At 61.4% G+C, this 17,419-nt stretch carries 16 protein-coding genes; 3 read left to right on the forward strand and 13 right to left on the reverse strand.

Translation table 11 applies throughout. The annotated features are described in order from the left end of the window. Nucleotides 1–37 precede the first annotated feature (37 nt). Nucleotides 38–1,441: a siroheme synthase CysG gene (gene cysG / locus J9788_RS21150; RefSeq protein WP_182265721.1), complete on the forward strand. Its 1,404-nt coding sequence runs from the start codon at nucleotides 38–40 to the stop codon at nucleotides 1,439–1,441. Nucleotides 1,442–1,492: 51 nt separating this feature from the next. On the opposite strand, the gene trpS is transcribed toward cysG, so the two are convergent. The 12 genes from trpS to pilM form a co-directional block, all read right to left on the reverse strand. Continuing rightward, a complete protein-coding gene (trpS, locus tag J9788_RS21155) occupies nucleotides 1,493–2,500 on the reverse strand; it encodes a tryptophan--tRNA ligase (protein ID WP_004930324.1) in 1,008 nt (335 codons plus the stop codon). 2 nt (nucleotides 2,501–2,502) lie between these two features. Continuing rightward, nucleotides 2,503–3,201 (reverse strand): phosphoglycolate phosphatase, encoded by a 699-nt coding sequence (locus J9788_RS21160; protein WP_182265720.1) that lies wholly within the window; start codon nucleotides 3,199–3,201, stop codon nucleotides 2,503–2,505. Beyond that, nucleotides 3,194–3,871: a ribulose-phosphate 3-epimerase gene (gene rpe / locus J9788_RS21165; protein WP_019456160.1), complete on the reverse strand. Its 678-nt coding sequence runs from the start codon at nucleotides 3,869–3,871 to the stop codon at nucleotides 3,194–3,196. Before rpe ends, J9788_RS21160 begins: the two co-directional genes overlap by 8 nt. Nucleotides 3,872–3,922: 51 nt before the next feature. Beyond that, the gene (dam, locus tag J9788_RS21170; RefSeq protein ID WP_033651736.1) at nucleotides 3,923–4,735 is read right to left on the reverse strand and encodes an adenine-specific DNA-methyltransferase; all 813 of its coding nucleotides are present in this window, start codon (nucleotides 4,733–4,735) and stop codon (nucleotides 3,923–3,925) included. A gap of 84 nt (nucleotides 4,736–4,819) precedes the next feature. Next, nucleotides 4,820–5,833, reverse strand: coding sequence for an SPOR domain-containing protein (locus tag J9788_RS21175; RefSeq protein ID WP_033645274.1), 1,014 nt, complete (start codon nucleotides 5,831–5,833; stop codon nucleotides 4,820–4,822). A gap of 156 nt (nucleotides 5,834–5,989) precedes the next feature. After that, complete coding sequence (aroB, locus tag J9788_RS21180; RefSeq protein ID WP_182265719.1) at nucleotides 5,990–7,090, reverse strand: 3-dehydroquinate synthase; 1,101 nt, start codon at nucleotides 7,088–7,090, stop codon at nucleotides 5,990–5,992. Nucleotides 7,091–7,196: 106 nt separating this feature from the next. Then, nucleotides 7,197–7,718, reverse strand: coding sequence for a shikimate kinase AroK (gene aroK, locus J9788_RS21185; RefSeq protein ID WP_004391482.1), 522 nt, complete (start codon nucleotides 7,716–7,718; stop codon nucleotides 7,197–7,199). A 349-nt stretch (nucleotides 7,719–8,067) separates the two neighbouring features. Continuing rightward, entirely contained in the window at nucleotides 8,068–9,312 is a 1,245-nt protein-coding gene (gene hofQ, locus J9788_RS21190) for a DNA uptake porin HofQ (RefSeq protein WP_182265718.1), read from the reverse strand. After that, on the reverse strand, nucleotides 9,309–9,668 hold the full coding sequence (locus tag J9788_RS21195) for a HofP DNA utilization family protein (RefSeq protein ID WP_046898711.1): 360 nt from the start codon (nucleotides 9,666–9,668) through the stop codon (nucleotides 9,309–9,311). The genes hofQ and J9788_RS21195 overlap by 4 nt, the downstream gene beginning before the upstream one ends. After that, complete coding sequence (locus tag J9788_RS21200; RefSeq protein WP_182265717.1) at nucleotides 9,661–10,155, reverse strand: hypothetical protein; 495 nt, start codon at nucleotides 10,153–10,155, stop codon at nucleotides 9,661–9,663. The genes J9788_RS21195 and J9788_RS21200 overlap by 8 nt, the downstream gene beginning before the upstream one ends. After that, complete coding sequence (locus J9788_RS21205; protein ID WP_094141732.1) at nucleotides 10,148–10,687, reverse strand: PilN domain-containing protein; 540 nt, start codon at nucleotides 10,685–10,687, stop codon at nucleotides 10,148–10,150. The genes J9788_RS21200 and J9788_RS21205 overlap by 8 nt, the downstream gene beginning before the upstream one ends. After that, nucleotides 10,687–11,520 (reverse strand): pilus assembly protein PilM, encoded by an 834-nt coding sequence (pilM, locus tag J9788_RS21210; RefSeq protein ID WP_046898708.1) that lies wholly within the window; start codon nucleotides 11,518–11,520, stop codon nucleotides 10,687–10,689. The genes J9788_RS21205 and pilM overlap by 1 nt, the downstream gene beginning before the upstream one ends. A 121-nt stretch (nucleotides 11,521–11,641) precedes the next feature. On the opposite strand from pilM, the gene mrcA reads away from it, so the two are divergent. Then, nucleotides 11,642–14,200 (forward strand): peptidoglycan glycosyltransferase/peptidoglycan DD-transpeptidase MrcA, encoded by a 2,559-nt coding sequence (gene mrcA / locus J9788_RS21215; RefSeq protein WP_033645280.1) that lies wholly within the window; start codon nucleotides 11,642–11,644, stop codon nucleotides 14,198–14,200. Between the two features lie 51 nt (nucleotides 14,201–14,251). Here mrcA and nudE read toward each other — a convergent pair whose 3' ends face one another. After that, nucleotides 14,252–14,806, reverse strand: a complete 555-nt coding sequence (gene nudE, locus J9788_RS21220; RefSeq protein WP_046898707.1) for an ADP compounds hydrolase NudE — start codon at nucleotides 14,804–14,806, stop codon at nucleotides 14,252–14,254. A gap of 445 nt (nucleotides 14,807–15,251) precedes the next feature. On the opposite strand from nudE, the gene J9788_RS21225 reads away from it, so the two are divergent. Next, on the forward strand, nucleotides 15,252–17,387 hold the full coding sequence (locus tag J9788_RS21225; protein WP_046898706.1) for an intracellular growth attenuator family protein: 2,136 nt from the start codon (nucleotides 15,252–15,254) through the stop codon (nucleotides 17,385–17,387). Nucleotides 17,388–17,419: the final 32 nt, after the last annotated feature.

Raw genomic sequence — 17,419 nt, forward strand, 5'->3', positions numbered from 1 at the left:
CATCCCGCCCCCACGCCGATAACCCCGAGGAATGCCGATGGACTACCTGCCGATTTTCTGCCAACTGCAACACAAAGCCTGCCTGCTGGTCGGCGGCGGCGAAATCGCCGAACGCAAGGCGCGCCTGCTGCTGGACGCCGACGCGGCGCTGACCGTCAACGCCCTGGCCTTCAGCCCGCAGTTCCACCAGTGGGCGGCAGAAGGCCTGTTGACGCTGGCCGAAGGCGAATTCAGCCCGGCCCTGCTGACGGAAAAATGGTTGGTGATCGCCGCCACTGACCGGCTGGAGATCAACGCGCGGGTGTACCAGTGCGCCAACCAGCAGCGGGTGTTCTGCAACGTGGTCGATGACCCGAAACGCGCCAGCTTTATCATGCCGTCGATCATCGATCGTTCGCCGATCATGGTGGCGGTGTCCTCCGGCGGCAAAGCGCCGGTGTTGGCGCGGTTGCTGCGCGAGAAGCTGGAAGCGCTGCTGCCGCAACACCTCGGCAAGCTGGCGCAGCTGGGCGGATCGCTGCGTCAACGGGTGAAACAGCGCTTCAGCAGCCTCGGCGCGCGCCGCCGCTTCTGGGAGCGGCTGTTCGCTCACGATCGGCTGGCGCAATCGCTGGCCAATGACGACGCGGCTCTGGCCGAACGCCAGCTCGAACAGCTGTTCAGCGAACGGCCGGAGGATCGTGGTGAAGTGGTGCTGGTGGGCGCCGGGCCGGGCGATGCCGGCTTGCTGACGCTGAAAGGGCTGCAACAGATCCAGCAGGCCGACGTGGTGGTTTACGACCGGCTGGTCTCCGAAGCGATCATGACGCTGGTGCGTCGCGACGCCGAGCGCATCTTCGTTGGCAAACGCGCCGGCCATCACTGCGTGCCGCAGGAGCAGATCAACCACATCCTGCTGCAGCAAGCGCGGCAAGGCAAACGCGTGGTGCGCCTGAAGGGCGGCGATCCCTTTATCTTCGGCCGCGGCGGCGAAGAGCTGGAAACGCTGGCGGACGCCGACGTGCCGTTCTCGGTGGTGCCGGGCATCACCGCCGCCTCCGGCTGCTCCGCCTACAGCGGCATCCCGCTCACCCACCGCGACCACGCGCAGAGCGTGCGTCTGGTGACCGGCCACGCCAAGGCCGACGGTGGATTGGACTGGGCGACGCTGGCCGCCGGGCAACAGACGCTGGTGTTCTATATGGGGCTGTCGCAGGCGGCGGAGATCCAGCGCCGGCTGATCGCGAACGGACTGCCGGCCGCCACGCCGGTGGCGCTGGTGGAAAACGGCACGTCCTGTCGCCAGCGGGTGATCGAAGGCGAGCTTGGCCAACTGGGCGCCTTGTCCCTGCAGGCCGCGAGCCCCAGCCTGATCATCGTCGGCAGCGTGGTCAGCCTGCGCAGCAAGCTTAATTGGTTCGCCAGCGAGGAATCGCCCGCCGGCCTGGCGCAAATGGCGTGATACCGACGTAAAAAAAGCGGCCCAAGGCCGCTTTTTTTATTTGCGCCGGCGTTACGCCTGCGGCGGTACGAAACCGACGGCCTGATACACCTTCGCCAGGGTTTCCTGCGCGCGTGCGCGGGCCTTGGCGGCGCCGTCGCGCATCACCTGCTGCAGGTAGGCTTCGTCGTTGCGGAAGCGGTGGTAACGCTCCTGCAGCTCAGCCAGCATGCCGGAGACGGCTTCCGCCACCGCGCCTTTCAGGTGGCCGTACATTTGGCCTTCGAACTCGGCTTCCAGCTGCGCGATGCTCTTGCCGGTGACGCCGGCGAGGATGTCCAACAGGTTGGAGACGCCCGCCTTGTTGACCACGTCGTAACGCACGACAGGCGGCTCTTCCGAGTCGGTCATTGCGCGTTTGATCTTTTTGGTCACCGCTTTCGGATCTTCCAGCAGGCCGATCACGTTGTTGCGGTTATCGTCCGACTTGGACATCTTCTTGGTCGGTTCCTGCAGCGACATCACGCGCGCGCCGGATTTAGGAATAAACGGCTCCGGCACTTTGAACACGTCGCCGTACAGCGCGTTGAAACGCTGGCCCACGTCGCGGCTCAGTTCCAGGTGTTGTTTCTGGTCTTCGCCCACCGGCACCTGATTGGTTTGATACAGCAGGATGTCCGCCGCCATCAGCACCGGATAGCTGAACAGCCCGGCGTTGATGTTCTCCGCGTAGCGTGCGGATTTGTCTTTGAACTGCGTCATGCGGCTCAGTTCGCCGAAATAGGTGTAGCAGTTCAGCACCCAACTCAGCTGCGTGTGCTCAGGCACATGCGACTGCACGAAGATGGTGCTTTTTTCCGGATCGATGCCGCAGGCCAGATACAGCGCCAGCGTATCCAGCGTGGCTTTGCGCAGCTTTTCGGCGTCTTGGCGCACGGTGATGGCATGCAGATCGACGATGCAGTAGATGCAGTCGTAGTCGTCCTGCATCTGCACCCACTGACGCAGCGCACCCATGTAGTTGCCGATGGTCAGTTCGCCGGACGGCTGCGCGCCGCTAAATACGATGGGCTTACTCATGTTTAAATTTCCTGATTCTCTAAAGATGACAGCCCAAGAGCGGGCAACAAATCGGCGAAGCGCTCCAACACCCGATCGGGGTGGCTCAGGGCGATCGATTCGCCGTAGTTATAACCGTAGGTAAAACCGACGCTCGGGCAACCGGCGCCCTGGGCGGCTTGAATATCGTTGCGCGAATCGCCGACGAACAGCAGTTCATGCGCTCGCAACCCAAGCTTGCCGAGCACCAGATACAACGGCGCCGGGTGAGGTTTCTTTTCCGTCACGTCGTCGCCGCCGATCACCAGCGAAAAATACTCGCCAATGCCCAGCGATGCCAGCAGCGGCGCCACGAACGGCGTCGGCTTGTTGGTCACCAATGCCATCGGGTAACAGTGCGCGGCCAGGCGGGCCAGCGTCTCTTGCACCTGCGGGAAAAGGCGGCTGCCGCTGTCGACGGTCTGCGCGTAGAAATGATCGAAGCGCTCACGCAGCCGGCCGCACTGCTCCGGCGTATCTTCCGCTTCCGCCCAGCGCAGCGCGCGCTGCACCAGCACGTCGGCGCCGTTGCCGATCCAGGTGCCGACTCGCTCTTCACCCGCTTGCGGCAGCCCCCTCTCTTCCAGCGCCATATCGATGGCGGCCGCGAGGCCCGGCGCGCTGTCGACCAGCGTGCCGTCAAGATCGAAGGCCAGTGCGCGGATCGCGCCGAAATCAGCCATGGGAAACCTTCGCCAGCTCGCTGCGCATTTCGTCGATCACCTTGCGGTAGTCCGGCTGGCCAAAGATGGCGGAACCGGCGACGAACATATCGGCGCCCGCGGCGGCGATTTCGGCGATGTTGTCCACCTTCACCCCGCCGTCGACTTCGAGACGGATATCGCGGCCGCTGTCGTCGATCAGCTTGCGCACCTGGCGCAGCTTGTCGAGCGTGCCGTGGATGAACGACTGGCCGCCGAAGCCCGGGTTGACCGACATCAGCAGGATCACGTCGATTTTATCCATCACGTAATCAAGATAGCTCAGCGGGGTCGCCGGGTTGAACACCAGGCCGGCCTTACAGCCGTGCTCTTTGATCAGCTGAATGGTGCGATCGACATGTTCGGAGGCTTCAGGGTGGAAAGAGATATAAGACGCGCCGGCCTTGGCGAAGTCAGGCACGATGCGGTCCACCGGCTTGACCATCAGATGCACGTCAATCGGCGCGGTAATGCCGTAGTTGCGCAGCGCTTCGCACACCATCGGACCGATGGTCAGATTGGGCACGTAGTGGTTGTCCATGACGTCGAAGTGCACCACGTCGCCGCCTGCGGCCAGCACGTTAGCGGTATCTTCACCTAACCGGGCAAAATCTGCCGACAGAATGGACGGGGCAATCAAAAACTTTTTCATCCGCTTCTCCAAACGTAGGGTCGAGTTGTTATGCGCCGGGGTGCCCCCGGCTTAGCGATACAGCGCCAAAAGCTCGTTCACTTTACTGCGGCCGAGAATATTGCGGCTGATCGTGCGGCGCGCTTTCACCACATACAGCGCAGCATGCTGGTACCAGTCGCGCGTCAGCTCGGTATCGTGATTGGAAATCAATACCGGCACCCGGCTCTCTACCGAGAGCTGATGCGCCAGATGCGCCAGGCTCTGCTGATCGGCGATGCTGAAGCTGTTGGTGTGGTAAGCGGTGAAATTCGCCGTCGCCGACAGCGGCGCATAAGGCGGATCGCAATACACCACGGCGCCGGCTGCAGCCTTCGCCATGGTATCGCGGTAATGCTCGCAGACAAAAGTGGCATTGCGCGATTTTTCAGCAAACCAGTAGAGCTCTTCTTCCGGGAAGTACGGTTTCTTGTACCGGCCAAACGGCACATTGAACTCGCCGCGCAGGTTATAGCGGCACAGGCCGTTATAGCAGTGACGGTTCAGGTAGAGGAACAGCAGCGCCCGGCGGTAAGGCTCGGTGCTAGTATTGAACTCTTCTCGCAGCAGGTAAAACTGATCCGAGTTATTGAATTCATCGGCGAAAAGCGTGCGGGCATCGCGCACGAAGTCATCCGTGCGCAGCTTAACGATGTTATACAGGTTGATAAGATCGCTATTGATGTCGGCGAGAATGTAGGCGTCGTAATCCGTATTCAGAAAGACGGATCCCGCACCCACGAAGGGCTCGATTAAGCAGTCTCCCGCCGGCAGATGGCGACGAATCTCATCTACCAGCGGGTATTTTCCACCAGCCCATTTTAAAAAAGCGCGGTTTTTCTTCATGCCGTCAATTAGCTACTTATACAATTCAGAGCGGCGGATTGTACTCTGTTTCAGACAGCACATCAGCGCACAAATTTAAATGATTTATTTTTTAAGATCTTGCTGCACTTGGTGTACAGGTCGGACCCACGGTTTTTTCGCCTGCACATCGGCCGGCAACGAAGCAATGGCGCGCTTCGCTTCAGCAGAAGACGCATAGTTGCCGCTCACCAGCACGTACCACGGCTTGCCGTCACGCTTGGTGGCGTACACCAGGTAATTCTGCAGCTTCTGCTGTTTGGCGTAGGCGTTCAGCGTATCGGAACGCGAAGCGCTGCTCAGTTGCAAGGTATAGTGGCTGCCCGGCGCAGACTGCACAGAACTGCCGCTGCTGGCGACCGCTCCCGCTTTCGCGGTGGAAGACGGCTTGGCCGGCGGCGTATACACCGTAGTCGGTGATTTATGCTGCGTTGCGGTCGGTTTGGCGGCGGCGGTTTTCGCCGGCGTTTTATGCTGTTGCGGGGCAGTGCCCTGCACAGGACGCGTCGCTTCGCGCGCTGCGGCGCCGCTCATCACCGTCGCCGGTGCGGTCGGCAACGTCGACGCTGCGCCGGTCATGCCCTGGGTCGCGGCATCCACCTGCCCCTGCTGCTGCGACAGCGCATCCGCCATGTTGCCCGGCAAATCGACGCGCTGCTGCGCACCGCCTTGCTGAGGCTGCGTTTGCGCTTCGGTCGGCGTGCCGGAGATCGGCGGAACGCTGACGTTCTGCGGTTGCTGCGGCTGAGTCGCGCTCACGCCGTTATTATCGTGGGTATCCGTCGTGCCGCCCGGCACGCCGTTATTGGCGGTGGTCAGCGACGAAGAACCGGACAGGTTTATATCGCGGGCCGCGCCGTTTTGCGCGCCGCTCTCCTGCGCCGCTTCATGTTTGGTCGGCGCCTTCAGGGCTGAACCGATGCCGATAATCAGCAGCAGCAGCACCAAAATGCCGATGCCAATCATCAAATGCTGGCGCGAAACGGCGAAGCGCGGCGCGGCGGCCGGCTTGCGCGAACGCGTAGGACGACGATCGCTGCTATCAGGTCTGAGATCGTCTTCCGGTTTAAACTCGTCCATCTGAAACCCTCCAACTAGAGGCAAAAGCCCACCACCGTAGACCTACCGTGGCACGGGCGGATTAACCCGATGATGGCAAAGCGACACCCGTCGTGCTCTGCTCACTGTATTAATATAGATGCTAATGGCGGCTAAGCCACTGTTACTTAGTCCGATTTAATTACGCTTCCGCTCAGGCGAGCAGGCGGCGATCGACGCCAGCACCAGCTCATGCCCTACGCCGCCGCGCACTTCCGCCGCACCGATCGCGGTCGGCAACACCAAACGCAGTTCCCCCGCCAGCACTTTCTTGTCGCGCAACATGTGCGGCAAGTAGGATTCCGGCGTCATTTCCTGCGGCCCGCAGACCGGCAAGCCGGCGCGCAACAGCAGCGCTTTGATGCGCTCGATGTCTTCAACGGAGAACTGGCCGAGACGGTGCGCGGTTTCCGCCGCCATCACCATGCCCGCAGCCACCGCCTCACCGTGCAGCCACACGCCGTAGCCCATCTCGGCTTCGATAGCATGGCCGTAAGTATGGCCCAGATTCAGCAGGGCGCGCAGACCGCTTTCGCGTTCGTCTGCGGCCACCACCTCGGCCTTCAGCTCGCAGCAGCGGCGAATGCAGTAGGCCAACGCCTGCATATCCAACGCCATCAGCGCATCGATGTTATGTTCCAACCAGACGAAAAACTCGCGATCGAGAATGATCCCGTATTTGATGACTTCGGCCAGGCCGGAAGAGAGTTCACGCGTCGGCAGCGTTTTCAGGCAATCCAGATCAACCACCACCGAAGCGGGTTGATAGAAAGCGCCGATCATGTTTTTGCCGAGCGGGTGGTTGACGGCGGTCTTGCCGCCCACGGAGGAGTCCACCTGCGACAGCAGCGTGGTGGGAACCTGAATGAAGCGCACGCCGCGTTGGTAGCACGCGGCGGCGAAGCCGGTCAGATCGCCGACAACGCCGCCACCGAGCGCGATCAGCGTGGTATCGCGCCCGTGCGGTTTTTCGAGCAGCGCCGAAAACACCTGCTCCAACACCGCCAGAGATTTGTACTGCTCACCATCGGGAAGAATCACCTGATCCACCACGACGCCGCTCTGCTCCAGCACCTGCCGGACACGCTCCAGATAGAGCGGCGCCAGGGTCTGGTTGGTGACCAACATCGCTTGTTCACCCGCCTTTAACGGCATAAAAGAAGCCGGATCGTCAAACAATCCGGCGGCGATGGTAATCGGGTAGCTGCGCTCCCCAAGCGTTACAGTAATTCTCTCCATGTCGCGCTTAGTTCTCTGTATGGTACGGCGGTGGTTGATCCCCGCAACGGCGGGGAACACAAATCAGTTTTCCGCATTAGCCGACGGCGAACGCGAAAATCGGCAATCAGTTGCTTTCCAGCATGTTGATGATCTGGTTGGCAACCACTTTAGCGCTCTGATCGTCGGTGCGAATGGTGACATCGGCAATCTCTTCATACAACGGATTGCGCTCTTTCGCCAAAGCTTCCAGCACTTCACGCGGCGGAGAATCAACCTGCAGCAGCGGGCGTTTTTTATCACGCTGGGTACGAGCCAACTGCTTTTCGATCGTGGTTTCGAGATAAACCACCACGCCGCGCGCGGACAGACGGTTGCGCGTTTCGCGCGACTTCACCGAACCGCCGCCGGTCGCCAACACAATCCCTTGTTTTTCCGTCAGTTCATTAATGACTTTTTCTTCACGATCGCGGAAACCTTCTTCCCCTTCCACGTCGAATACCCAGCCCACGTCAGCTCCGGTACGTCGCTCAATTTCTTGATCGGAGTCGAAGAACTCCATATTGAGTTGCTGAGCTAACTGACGGCCAATAGTGCTTTTGCCGGCACCCATAGGCCCAACCAGAAAGATATTGCGTTTCTCTGCCATGTTTTTCGGTATTACTAAGACAATTCGTTAATGTTAACCCGCCCCGCCAATCAAATCAGCGGCGGGACCTAAACTGAAACCTCATGAGCGATAGTGCGAGATCAGACGAAAAATTATCTCAACACTCTTGGTAGTTTGGCAACCGAATAAATCGCAATCCACGCCGCGGGAGGGAAACCATATGTTTTTAACGGCGTCTTGGCGCTAACAAAAAACCTCGGTGCTCAATTCGGTAACCCTTGTAAGCTAAATCGGCCGCAGCGTCAAACGCAGATCCCCCCAAGGGGATAAAAAAGTGTATCTGCTCATCAACTTTAGGCGATTTGCCACCCGGCCGACAGGCCGCCGCTTATCCCTTAATCAGGGTCGGCGTAATAAAGATCACCAGCTCGCGTTTTTTCTGTTGTGCGCCGCCCTGCCGGAACAAGCCCCCCAGCAGCGGCGCATCCCCCAGTCCCGGCACCTTGTCCGCCGTCTTGCCGCGATGCCGTTGAAAAATGCCGCCGAGCACCAGGGTTTCGCCGTTTTTCACCGTGATCTGCGTCTTAATCTCCTGTTTATCGATGGTCAACGCCTCTCCGGCCCCTCGGCTGATGGCACGCCCCGGCATATTTTGGCTGATCTGCAACGTCAGCGTGATGCGCCCGTCCGGCAACACCTTCGGCGTCACCTCCATGCCCAGCACCGCCTCTTTAAACTCGATGGCGGTCGCACCGCTGGCGCCGCTGGACACTTCATAAGGGATCTCCGTCCCTTGCTTGATGCTGGCGGTTTGCAGATGCGCCGTCAGGAGACGCGGGCTGGCGATGATCTCCACCTGATTTTCCTGCTCCAGCGCCGTCAGCTCCAGGCTCAGCAAACGCCCACTGATGCGCGCCAGATGGAAGCCGGCGTTCACCGCGCTGCGCTCCAACGGCAGGTTAACGCCGATATTGCCCGGCCGTAGCGGCCGTGCCGGCCTGTCGTCGGGCGCCAATCCCCAACGCACGCCGAGCTCACGCAGGCTTTCGCTGTTGATGGTCACGATATGCGCCGCCAGTTGCACCTGTGCCAGCGGCGCATCCATTTCCGTTATCCGCTTTTTCAACTGCGCCACTATCGGCGCGGTGTCGCGCAGCAGCAGCGTATTGGTGCGTTTATCCGCCAACACGCTGCCACGCTCGCTCAGCAACGCGCCACGTTGGGCGTTGAGGCTTTCGGCAATTTCCGCCGCATCGCCGTTTTGCACGGTCAACGTCAGGCTGTGCAAGGGTTGCCGCTGCGCCAGCGCCTCTTGCTGCTGTCTTTTTTCCCGCGCATCCGGCTCCGGGGAGATCAGCATCACGTTACCCTCCCGCGTCATCGTCAGTTTGCCCATACGCAGGGTCAGCGCCAGCGCCTGCGGCCAGGGCACATCCTCCAGCCGCAGCGTCAGGTTGCCGCTCACGCCCGGCGCAGCGATCAGGTTCATCTGCCGATAATCCGCCAAGGCCTGCAGGATGACCGTGACCGGCGCATCCTGAAACTCCAATGAGATTATCTGTTTATGCTGAGCCTGCGCGGCGCCGAGCGCCAAACACCCTAGCGCCAAGCCCAGTCCAGCGCGTCCTTTCATGATTTGTCATCCTTGTCGTCGATCATCAGCGATATGTCGCCGCGGCTCGCCGGGCACTCCGGTTCGGCCGTCAGCGCCTTCAACGTCAGGCTGCGCGCCTGCACCTGCGTCACCTGCCAGCGCTCGGCAAGCACCCGTTGTTGCGGCCGCAGGCGCAACCATTGCCCCGCCGGCGTCACCACCCAGCCATAGCGCTGCGTCGGTTGCCCGATGACGCCTTTCAGGCGCCAGCCCGCCGGGGATGTCTCTGTCTGGGCGCAAGCAGGCATCGGAGGCGGCGCAAACGGGTCGCGCGGTTCGGCGCATAAGGCCCACGGCCATAGCAGCCACCACCAACGGCCGGATCTTTTACTCATCGGCCAGCTCCTCGGCGGCATCCTGTAAAACCAACCGCGCCGTCATGCCCTGCGGCGGCGTCTCCACGCTCAATTGTTCGAGACGCAAATCGGCGGGCAGCGCCTCCAGCAGCGCCAACAAACCGAGGTAGTCAATGCGCAAGCTCAGCGTCTGCCGCGGTGGTTTTTCCTGCCGCTGCCAGCGCAATAAGGCGCCCCCCGCCCGTTGCAGCCCGTTCGTCAGATCGCCGGCGGCGGCCGGAACGAGCGGCGTCGGCGGTATCAGGGCGACCGGCGCCTCGTCCAGTTGGCGCTGCGCCACGGCGATCTGTTGCAGCAGGCGCTGTTGCCGCTCTGTCGCGCTTTCCCGCTGACGCCATTCGTCTTGCAGCATCCAGCCCCCGCCCAACAACGCCAACGTGCCGATGCCCAGCCATTGCGCGGCCAGCAATCGCCGGCCCGACAGGCCCAGCAAGAAGCGCAGCCCGGATGGCAAACGATTATCCATCACGCCCCCATTGCGCCACCAGATGAAAGGCGTACAGGCCGTCGTCGCGTTGCGCCACCTCCGCCAAACGCAGCCGCGGTAACGCGGGCATCCCCGCCAGCCGCCGTTCGAACTGCGAAATGGCGGCAGGAGAACGGCTCAATCCACGCAGCCGCAGGCCGTTCGCCGCATCGCTGTCCAACGCCGTGAGCCACAGCGGTGGGGGGAGGCAGGAGGAGAGTTGCTGCAGCAGTTGCAAATAACGCCGGTTATGTTGGGCATTGCGCGCCTGCCGTTCAGCGAGGGCGCCGTATCGCGCCCGTTGCGCCCGCTCTTGCTGCTGCTGACGGACGAGCAGCGTCACTGCCGCCAGCTCTTCTTCCAACAGCGCCAGCCGCTCCTGACGCTGCGCCTGTTGATGACGCAGTTGGCCGGCGACGAGGCCCCCTGCCAGCAACAGCACCGTTATCTGCAACAGCAACACGCCCAGCCAGAAACAGCCGCGCCGCCGATCGCGACGTTGCCGCCAGGGCAAAAAGTTGACCTGGTACATCAGCGGTCCTCCTCGCGCAGCGCCAGACCGCCGGCCAACGCGAACGCTGAGGGATGCACGGGCAACGGCGGACGCAGCTGCGTGAAGGCGCTGAGCGGCGACCAGGAAAGGCAGCCGACGGGCAAGGCTCCTGCCAGCACGCTGCCGGCATAGACCGGTCGATCATCGTCCGCCGGCATCTGGGCTTGCAACGCCCGCAGCGCCTGTGCGTCATCGTCGCCCGGCGTCAGCCCGAACGCGAACGCGCCGTCGGCCGGCGCCACCCACAGCCATTCTCGCTCGAGACGATGCATCAGCCCCGCGGTGTGCGGCACGCCCGCCGCCGTCGCCATCATCCGCAGCGCGCAGGGCGTAATATCGACCGCTTGCGGATGCAGGCCCGCCTGGCGCAGACAGTGCAGCCACTGCTGCAGCTCCTGCCGCCGCGCGGCGGTCAACAGCAGCGCCGCCCCATCCGCCGGCGCAGCGCGATAGTCGAGCGCCAGCGTCTGGCCGTCGAGTGGGAACTGCTTCACGCCGTGGCCAACGATATAGTCGCTGCGTTCCGGCTCGCGCAGCCGCGCGTCCGGCTGCACCATGCACTGTTGCAACACCCGCTGCGCCGGCAGGGCAATGCGTAAGGAAATATGTCGCGGCAGTTGGACGCGCCATTGCCGCAGCGCCCGGATCAGGGCTTCGGAAGGTGCCAGGCAGCCGTCGCGTAAAACCGCCTGCGGCAGCGTCTGTTGCCACCAGTGACGCAGTTGCCAGCCGTTGCGGCGGCGTTGGACCGCCAGCGCCCGCACGCAGTCGATTTGTATATCCAGCCCCACCTGCCATGCTTGAGGGAACATGTTTCACAAGCCTCCATAACATCCGATGATAAAAGAACATATCCATGTCGCAGGCTTGCCTTTATACTACCGCGCGGTTGTTTATAAACTGCCCAAATGACTTAGAAATGGGAAATCTCAGGTGAAGTTCGTAAAGTATTTACTAATCCTTGCAGTATGTTGCATCGTGCTGGGAGCAGCCTCGATTTTCGGCTTGTACAAATATGTCGAGCCGCAGCTGCCCGACGTCGCAACGCTGAAAGACGTGCGGCTGCAGATACCGATGCAGGTTTACAGCGCCGATGGCGAACTGATCGCCCAGTACGGCGAGAAGCGCCGCATTCCGCTGAAGTTGGATCAAATTCCGCCGGTGATGGTGCACGCATTTATCGCCACCGAAGACAGCCGCTTCTATGATCACCACGGTGTCGATCCGGTCGGCATCTTCCGCGCGGCCTCCATCGCGTTGGTCTCCGGCCACGCATCCCAAGGGGCCAGCACCATTACCCAACAGCTGGCGCGTAACTTCTTCTTAAGCCCGGAACGCACCCTGATGCGTAAAATCAAGGAAGCCTTCCTGGCGGTACGCATCGAGCAGATGCTGACCAAAGATGAAATCCTTGAGCTGTATCTGAACAAGATCTACCTGGGTTACCGCGCTTACGGCGTGGGCGCCGCCGCGCAGGTCTATTTCGGCAAGGATGTCAGTCAGCTCACCCTGAGCGAGATGGCGACCATCGCCGGCCTGCCGAAAGCGCCGTCCACCTTCAACCCGCTCTATTCGCACGATCGCGCCGTTGCCCGCCGTAACGTAGTGCTGTCGCGCATGCTGGACGAACACTACATCACGCAGGCGCAGTACGATCAGGCGCGTTCTGAAGATCTGGTCGCCAACTACCATGCGCCGGAAATCAGCTTCTCCGCCCCGTATCTCTCCGAGATGGTGCGTCAGGAGATGATCAAGCGCTACGGTGAAAACGCCTATACCGACGGTTATAAGGTTTACACCACCGTGACCAAACGGCTGCAGCTGGCGGCGCAGGAATCGGTGCGCAATAACGTGTTGGCCTATGACATGCGCCACGGCTATCGCGGCCCGTCAAACGTGCTGTGGAAAGTCGGCGAAGCGGCCTGGGATCGCAAACAGATTGTCGACTCGCTGAAAAACCTGCCGAACTACGGCCCGCTGGCGCCGGCGGTCATCACCGCCGCCAACCCGCAGGAAGCGACGGCGATGCTGGCCGACGGCAGCAGCATTGCCCTGCCGATGGCCACCATGCGCTGGGCGCGGCCATACCGTTCAGACACTCAGCAAGGCCCAACGCCGAAACGCGTCACCGACGTGGTGCAGCCAGGCCAGCAGGTCTGGGTACGTAAAGTGAACGAGGCCTGGTGGCTGTCGCAGGTGCCGGACGTCAACTCGGCGCTGGTTTCCATCAACCCGAACGACGGCGCGGTGAAAGCGCTGGTCGGCGGCTTCGATTTCAACCAGAGCAAGTTCAACCGCGTCACCCAGGCCCTGCGTCAGGTGGGTTCGAACATCAAACCGTTCCTGTATACCGCCGCGATGGATAAAGGCCTGACGCTGGCCACCATCCTGAACGACTTGCCGATCACCCGTTGGGATGCCGGCGCCGGCACCGACTGGCGGCCGAAGAACTCGCCGCCGACCTACGATGGCCCGATTCGTCTGCGTCAAGGGCTGGGGCAGTCGAAGAACGTGGTGATGGTGCGCGCGATGCGTGCGATGGGCGTCGACTACGCGGCGGAATATCTGCAGCGCTTCGGCTTCCCGGCACAGAACATCGTGCATACCGAATCGCTGGCGCTGGGCTCCGCTTCCTTCACCCCGATGCAGCTGGTGCGCGGTTACGCGGTGCTGGCGAACGGCGGTTACCTGGTCGATCCGTACTTCATCACCAAAATTGAAGACGACAACGGCAATACGGTGTTCGAAGCCAAACCTAAAGTGGTTTGCAGCAGCTGCAACCTGCCGGTGATCTACGGTGATACTCACCGTTCGGCCGTGCTGTCCGATGACAACATCGAAAACGTCGCCACCTCGCAGGAAGGCAGCAACAGCACGGTGCCGATGCCGCAGCTGGAGCAGGTAACCCCGGCTCAGGTGCAGCAGGACGGCGACCAACAGTATGCGCCGCACGTGATCAGCACGCCGCTGGCCTTCCTGATCCACGACGCGCTGAACAGCAATATCTTCGGTGAACCGGGTTGGATGGGCACCGCCTGGCGCGCCGGGCGCGATCTGAAACGTCATGATATCGGCGGCAAAACCGGTACCACCAACAGTTCCAAAGACGCCTGGTTCTCCGGCTATGGCCCGGATACCGTGACGTCGGTGTGGATCGGCTTCGACGATCACCGCCGCGATCTGGGCCGTTCAACGGTGTCCGGCGCCATCCCGGATCAGATTTCCGGCGGCGAAGGCGGTGCCAAAAGCGCCCAGCCGGCGTGGGACGACTTCATGAAGATCGCGCTGGAAGGCATTCCGGAGCAGAAAGTCACGCCGCCGCCGGGCATCATCAGCGTCACCATCGACAAGAGCAGCGGCAAGCTCTCGGGCGGTGGCGGCGGCAGCCGTTCCGAGTACTTTATCGAAGGAACGCAGCCGACGGACTACCCATCGCGCGATACCGGCACCACGCTGACCGATCCGGGCGGCGAAAGCCACGAGCTGTTCTGATCGAAAAGGGCCAGAGAAATCTGGCCCTTTTTTTATGCGGCGCGAAGCGTCTCAGCGCGAACCGCGCAGAAACGCCTCGGAGAGGAACAGCGCGCTGACGTTGCGCGCCTCACGGAAATCCGGTTCCGCCAGCAGCGCCATCATGTTGGCGATCGGCCAGCGCACCTGCGGCAGGGGTTCCGGTTCGTCCCCTTCCAGGCTCTGCGGATAGAGATCGTGCGCCAGCACGATATTCATTTTGCTGGAAAAGTAGGATGGCGCCATCGTCAGCTTGCTGAGGAAATCAAAGCGTCTGGCGCCGAATCCCACCTCTTCCATCAGCTCGCGGTTGGCCGCCTCCAACACCCCCTCGCCGGGATCGATCAACCCTTTCGGGAAGCCCAGCTCATAGGATTCAGTGCCCACCGCATATTCGCGGATCAGCAGCAGGTCATCGCCAATCACCGGCACAATCATCACCGCTTCGCGATCCGAAGGCCGCATGCGCTCATACACCCGCCGCACACCGTTGCTGAATTCCAAATCGACCGACTCGACGTTGAACAAACGCGAACGCGCGACCGTTTCCACTTTCAGAATTTTAGGTTTTTGCAGGTGTTTATCCATGATTGCCTCAAAGAGGTTACCCAGGCGCGGACAGGGCAACCGAAAAAATGATTGGCGTAACGCACGGCTCGTTGGCGCTCAAACGCTGACCAAATTCGATCTTGATCACATTGTGCGTTAAGGGCAAGCTCGGCCGCAACGCGCATGAACAGTAATTTACTTTCTTTTAACAAGCGTCGCCAGCCGCAGGCGATTTTCTGCACTGATTCAGCAAACAGCGCGCATGAAAATAGGATAATGCCGATATCGACGGCAGGAGCCGGTTGCTAGTATCACGCAGGCAAGAATCAGTGATAAAATGACCTTGCTTCATGAAGGAATGAGATCCAAAGCGAAAATCTGTTTGTTCCCTCATTAGTTCTGGGTGCCTCCTGGCGGTTTACTCCGTATAATATTCAGCTTTTCATCAGGTTGGCGAAATTCACGGGTGTGAGATGGGGATTGCATGAGCACAATAGTGTTGATATTGGCCTTAGTGCTTGTCTGCCTGATTGCCGCCGGCCTGTACCTGTGGTTCAAGGCCCGCCACCCGACGGCGCTGGCGCGCACGCTGCCGTTTATCAAACCCGCCCACCGCAAGCTGACCGACGAAGAACGCGCGGCGGTCGAGTTCTACCTCAATCAACAAAACAAACTGAGCAACAAACTGTTGCCCGGCGGCGGCGCTACGCTGCCCGCAGCCAAACTGGCGCTCACTCCGCAAAGCGATAACGTTTATCCCGTGACGCACGCCATCACCCGTTACGGGCTGGCCAGCGACGATCCCAATAAATGGCGCTATTACCTCGACGCTGAAGAGGTGCACCTCCCCCCGTTTTGGGAACCCTATATCACCGCCGACAACCATGTGGAAGTGATCAAAACCCAGACGCTGCCGCTGGTGATTTCGCTCAACGGGCACTCGCTGAAAGATCATATCCACGACCGGCCGCAGCCGCCGGTGGTGAACGCCGCGCCGACCAAAAACGCCTCCATCCGCAAGGAAGAGAGCGAGCATGTCGAGCTGGTGAACATTCGCAAGGAAACGCCGGAAGAGCACGCGCTGAACCGGCCGAACGGCATCCGTGAAGCCGTCATCATCTCCGCCGCGCTGCTGCTGCTGTTCTTCAGCCTGATCAGCCCGGTGCTGGTGATCCCCTGGATGATTTTCGTGGCGGTGCTGATGATCGCCTGGGGAGGGTGGAACCTGTTCCGCCGCCCGGCGTCGCGCGAGTTGAAAGAGATCCACTGCCTGCGCGGCACGCCAAAGCGCTGGGGCCTGTTCGGCGAATCCGGCCAGGGGCAGATCAGCAATATTTCGCTCGGCATTATCGATCTGATCTATCCGCCGCACTGGCAACCGTACCTGACGCAGGATCTGGGCAAAACCACCGATGTGGACGTCTATCTCAACCGTCAGGTGGTGCGGCAGGGGCGCTTCCTGTCGCTGCATGACGAAGTGAAGAATTTCCCGTTGCAGCAGTGGGGCCGCAATGCGGTGCTGGTCGCCAGCTCGGCGCTGGTTCTGCTGCTGCTGCTGATCTATATCCCGCTCAACCTGCCGTTGACCCTCAGCATGGCCTGGCTGCAAGGCGCGCAAAAAGTGGAAGTGACCAGCGTACAGGCGCTGGAGGCCACGCCGCTGCGCATCGGCGACACGCTGAAAGTGCGCGGCAGCGGCATGTGCTATGTCCCGCCGCCGGCCAACGGCGGCGGCGCCGTCAATTTTGCGCCGTTCGACTGCTCCGGCATCTATTGGAACACCGCCGCCCCGCTGCCGCAGCCGGAATCGGAAGTCATAGACAAAGCGACAGCCCTGCTGGCGACGGTCAGCGGTCAGCTGCATCCGAGCGGCGCCGATCAGAAGGTCAACCCGCAGCTGGCCAGCGCCATCGAGAAATCCGGCATGATCCTGCTGGACGATTTCTCCGATATCGTGCTGAAAACGCAGGATCTGTGCCAGACGGAAAACGACTGCGTACGGCTGAAAAACGCGCTGGTTAACCTGGGCAACGCGAAAAACTGGAGCAGCCTGGTGAAACGCGCCAAATCCGGCGCGCTGCAAGGCGTCAACGTCCTGCTTCGTCCGGTCAGCGCCGAATCGCTGGAAAGCCTGACCAAAGTGGCCACCTCGTCGTTCATCTTCAATGAGACGCGACTGGCCGCCGCTGCGCTCAACAGCCCGCCGCCAGGCGGTTTCCTGATCCGCAGCGACGAAGGCCGCCAGTGGGTCAGTCACCCCCAGCCGCAGACGCCGCAAAGCGAATACAACGCGCTCGACCAGTGGAATGAGCTGCAGCGCCAGTCCAACCTGCTGCTGCATACCCCATTCCAGGCGCAGGGCGTGATCACCAGCCTCAGCGTTGACGCCAACGGCACTCGCCACGTGGCGTTGCACAGCGAACCGGATATGATCACCCTGTGGCGCTATCTCGGCACCAGCCTGTTGTTGCTGGCCGTAGTGGTCAGCCTGGGTTATAACGCCTGGCGGCTGGTGCAGCGTCGGCGCATCAATCAGCACCGCGTCGCCGATATCCAGCGTTACTACGACAGCTGCTTCAACCCGCAGCTCAATCCGATGTCGATGCGGCCGATGGCCTGAACCTGACGCCGGGGCTTCGGCCCTGTCATCCG

The organism is Serratia sp. X10 (assembly GCF_017811775.1).
In the GTDB taxonomy this organism is placed as follows: Bacteria; Pseudomonadota; Gammaproteobacteria; order Enterobacterales; family Enterobacteriaceae; genus Serratia; species Serratia ureilytica.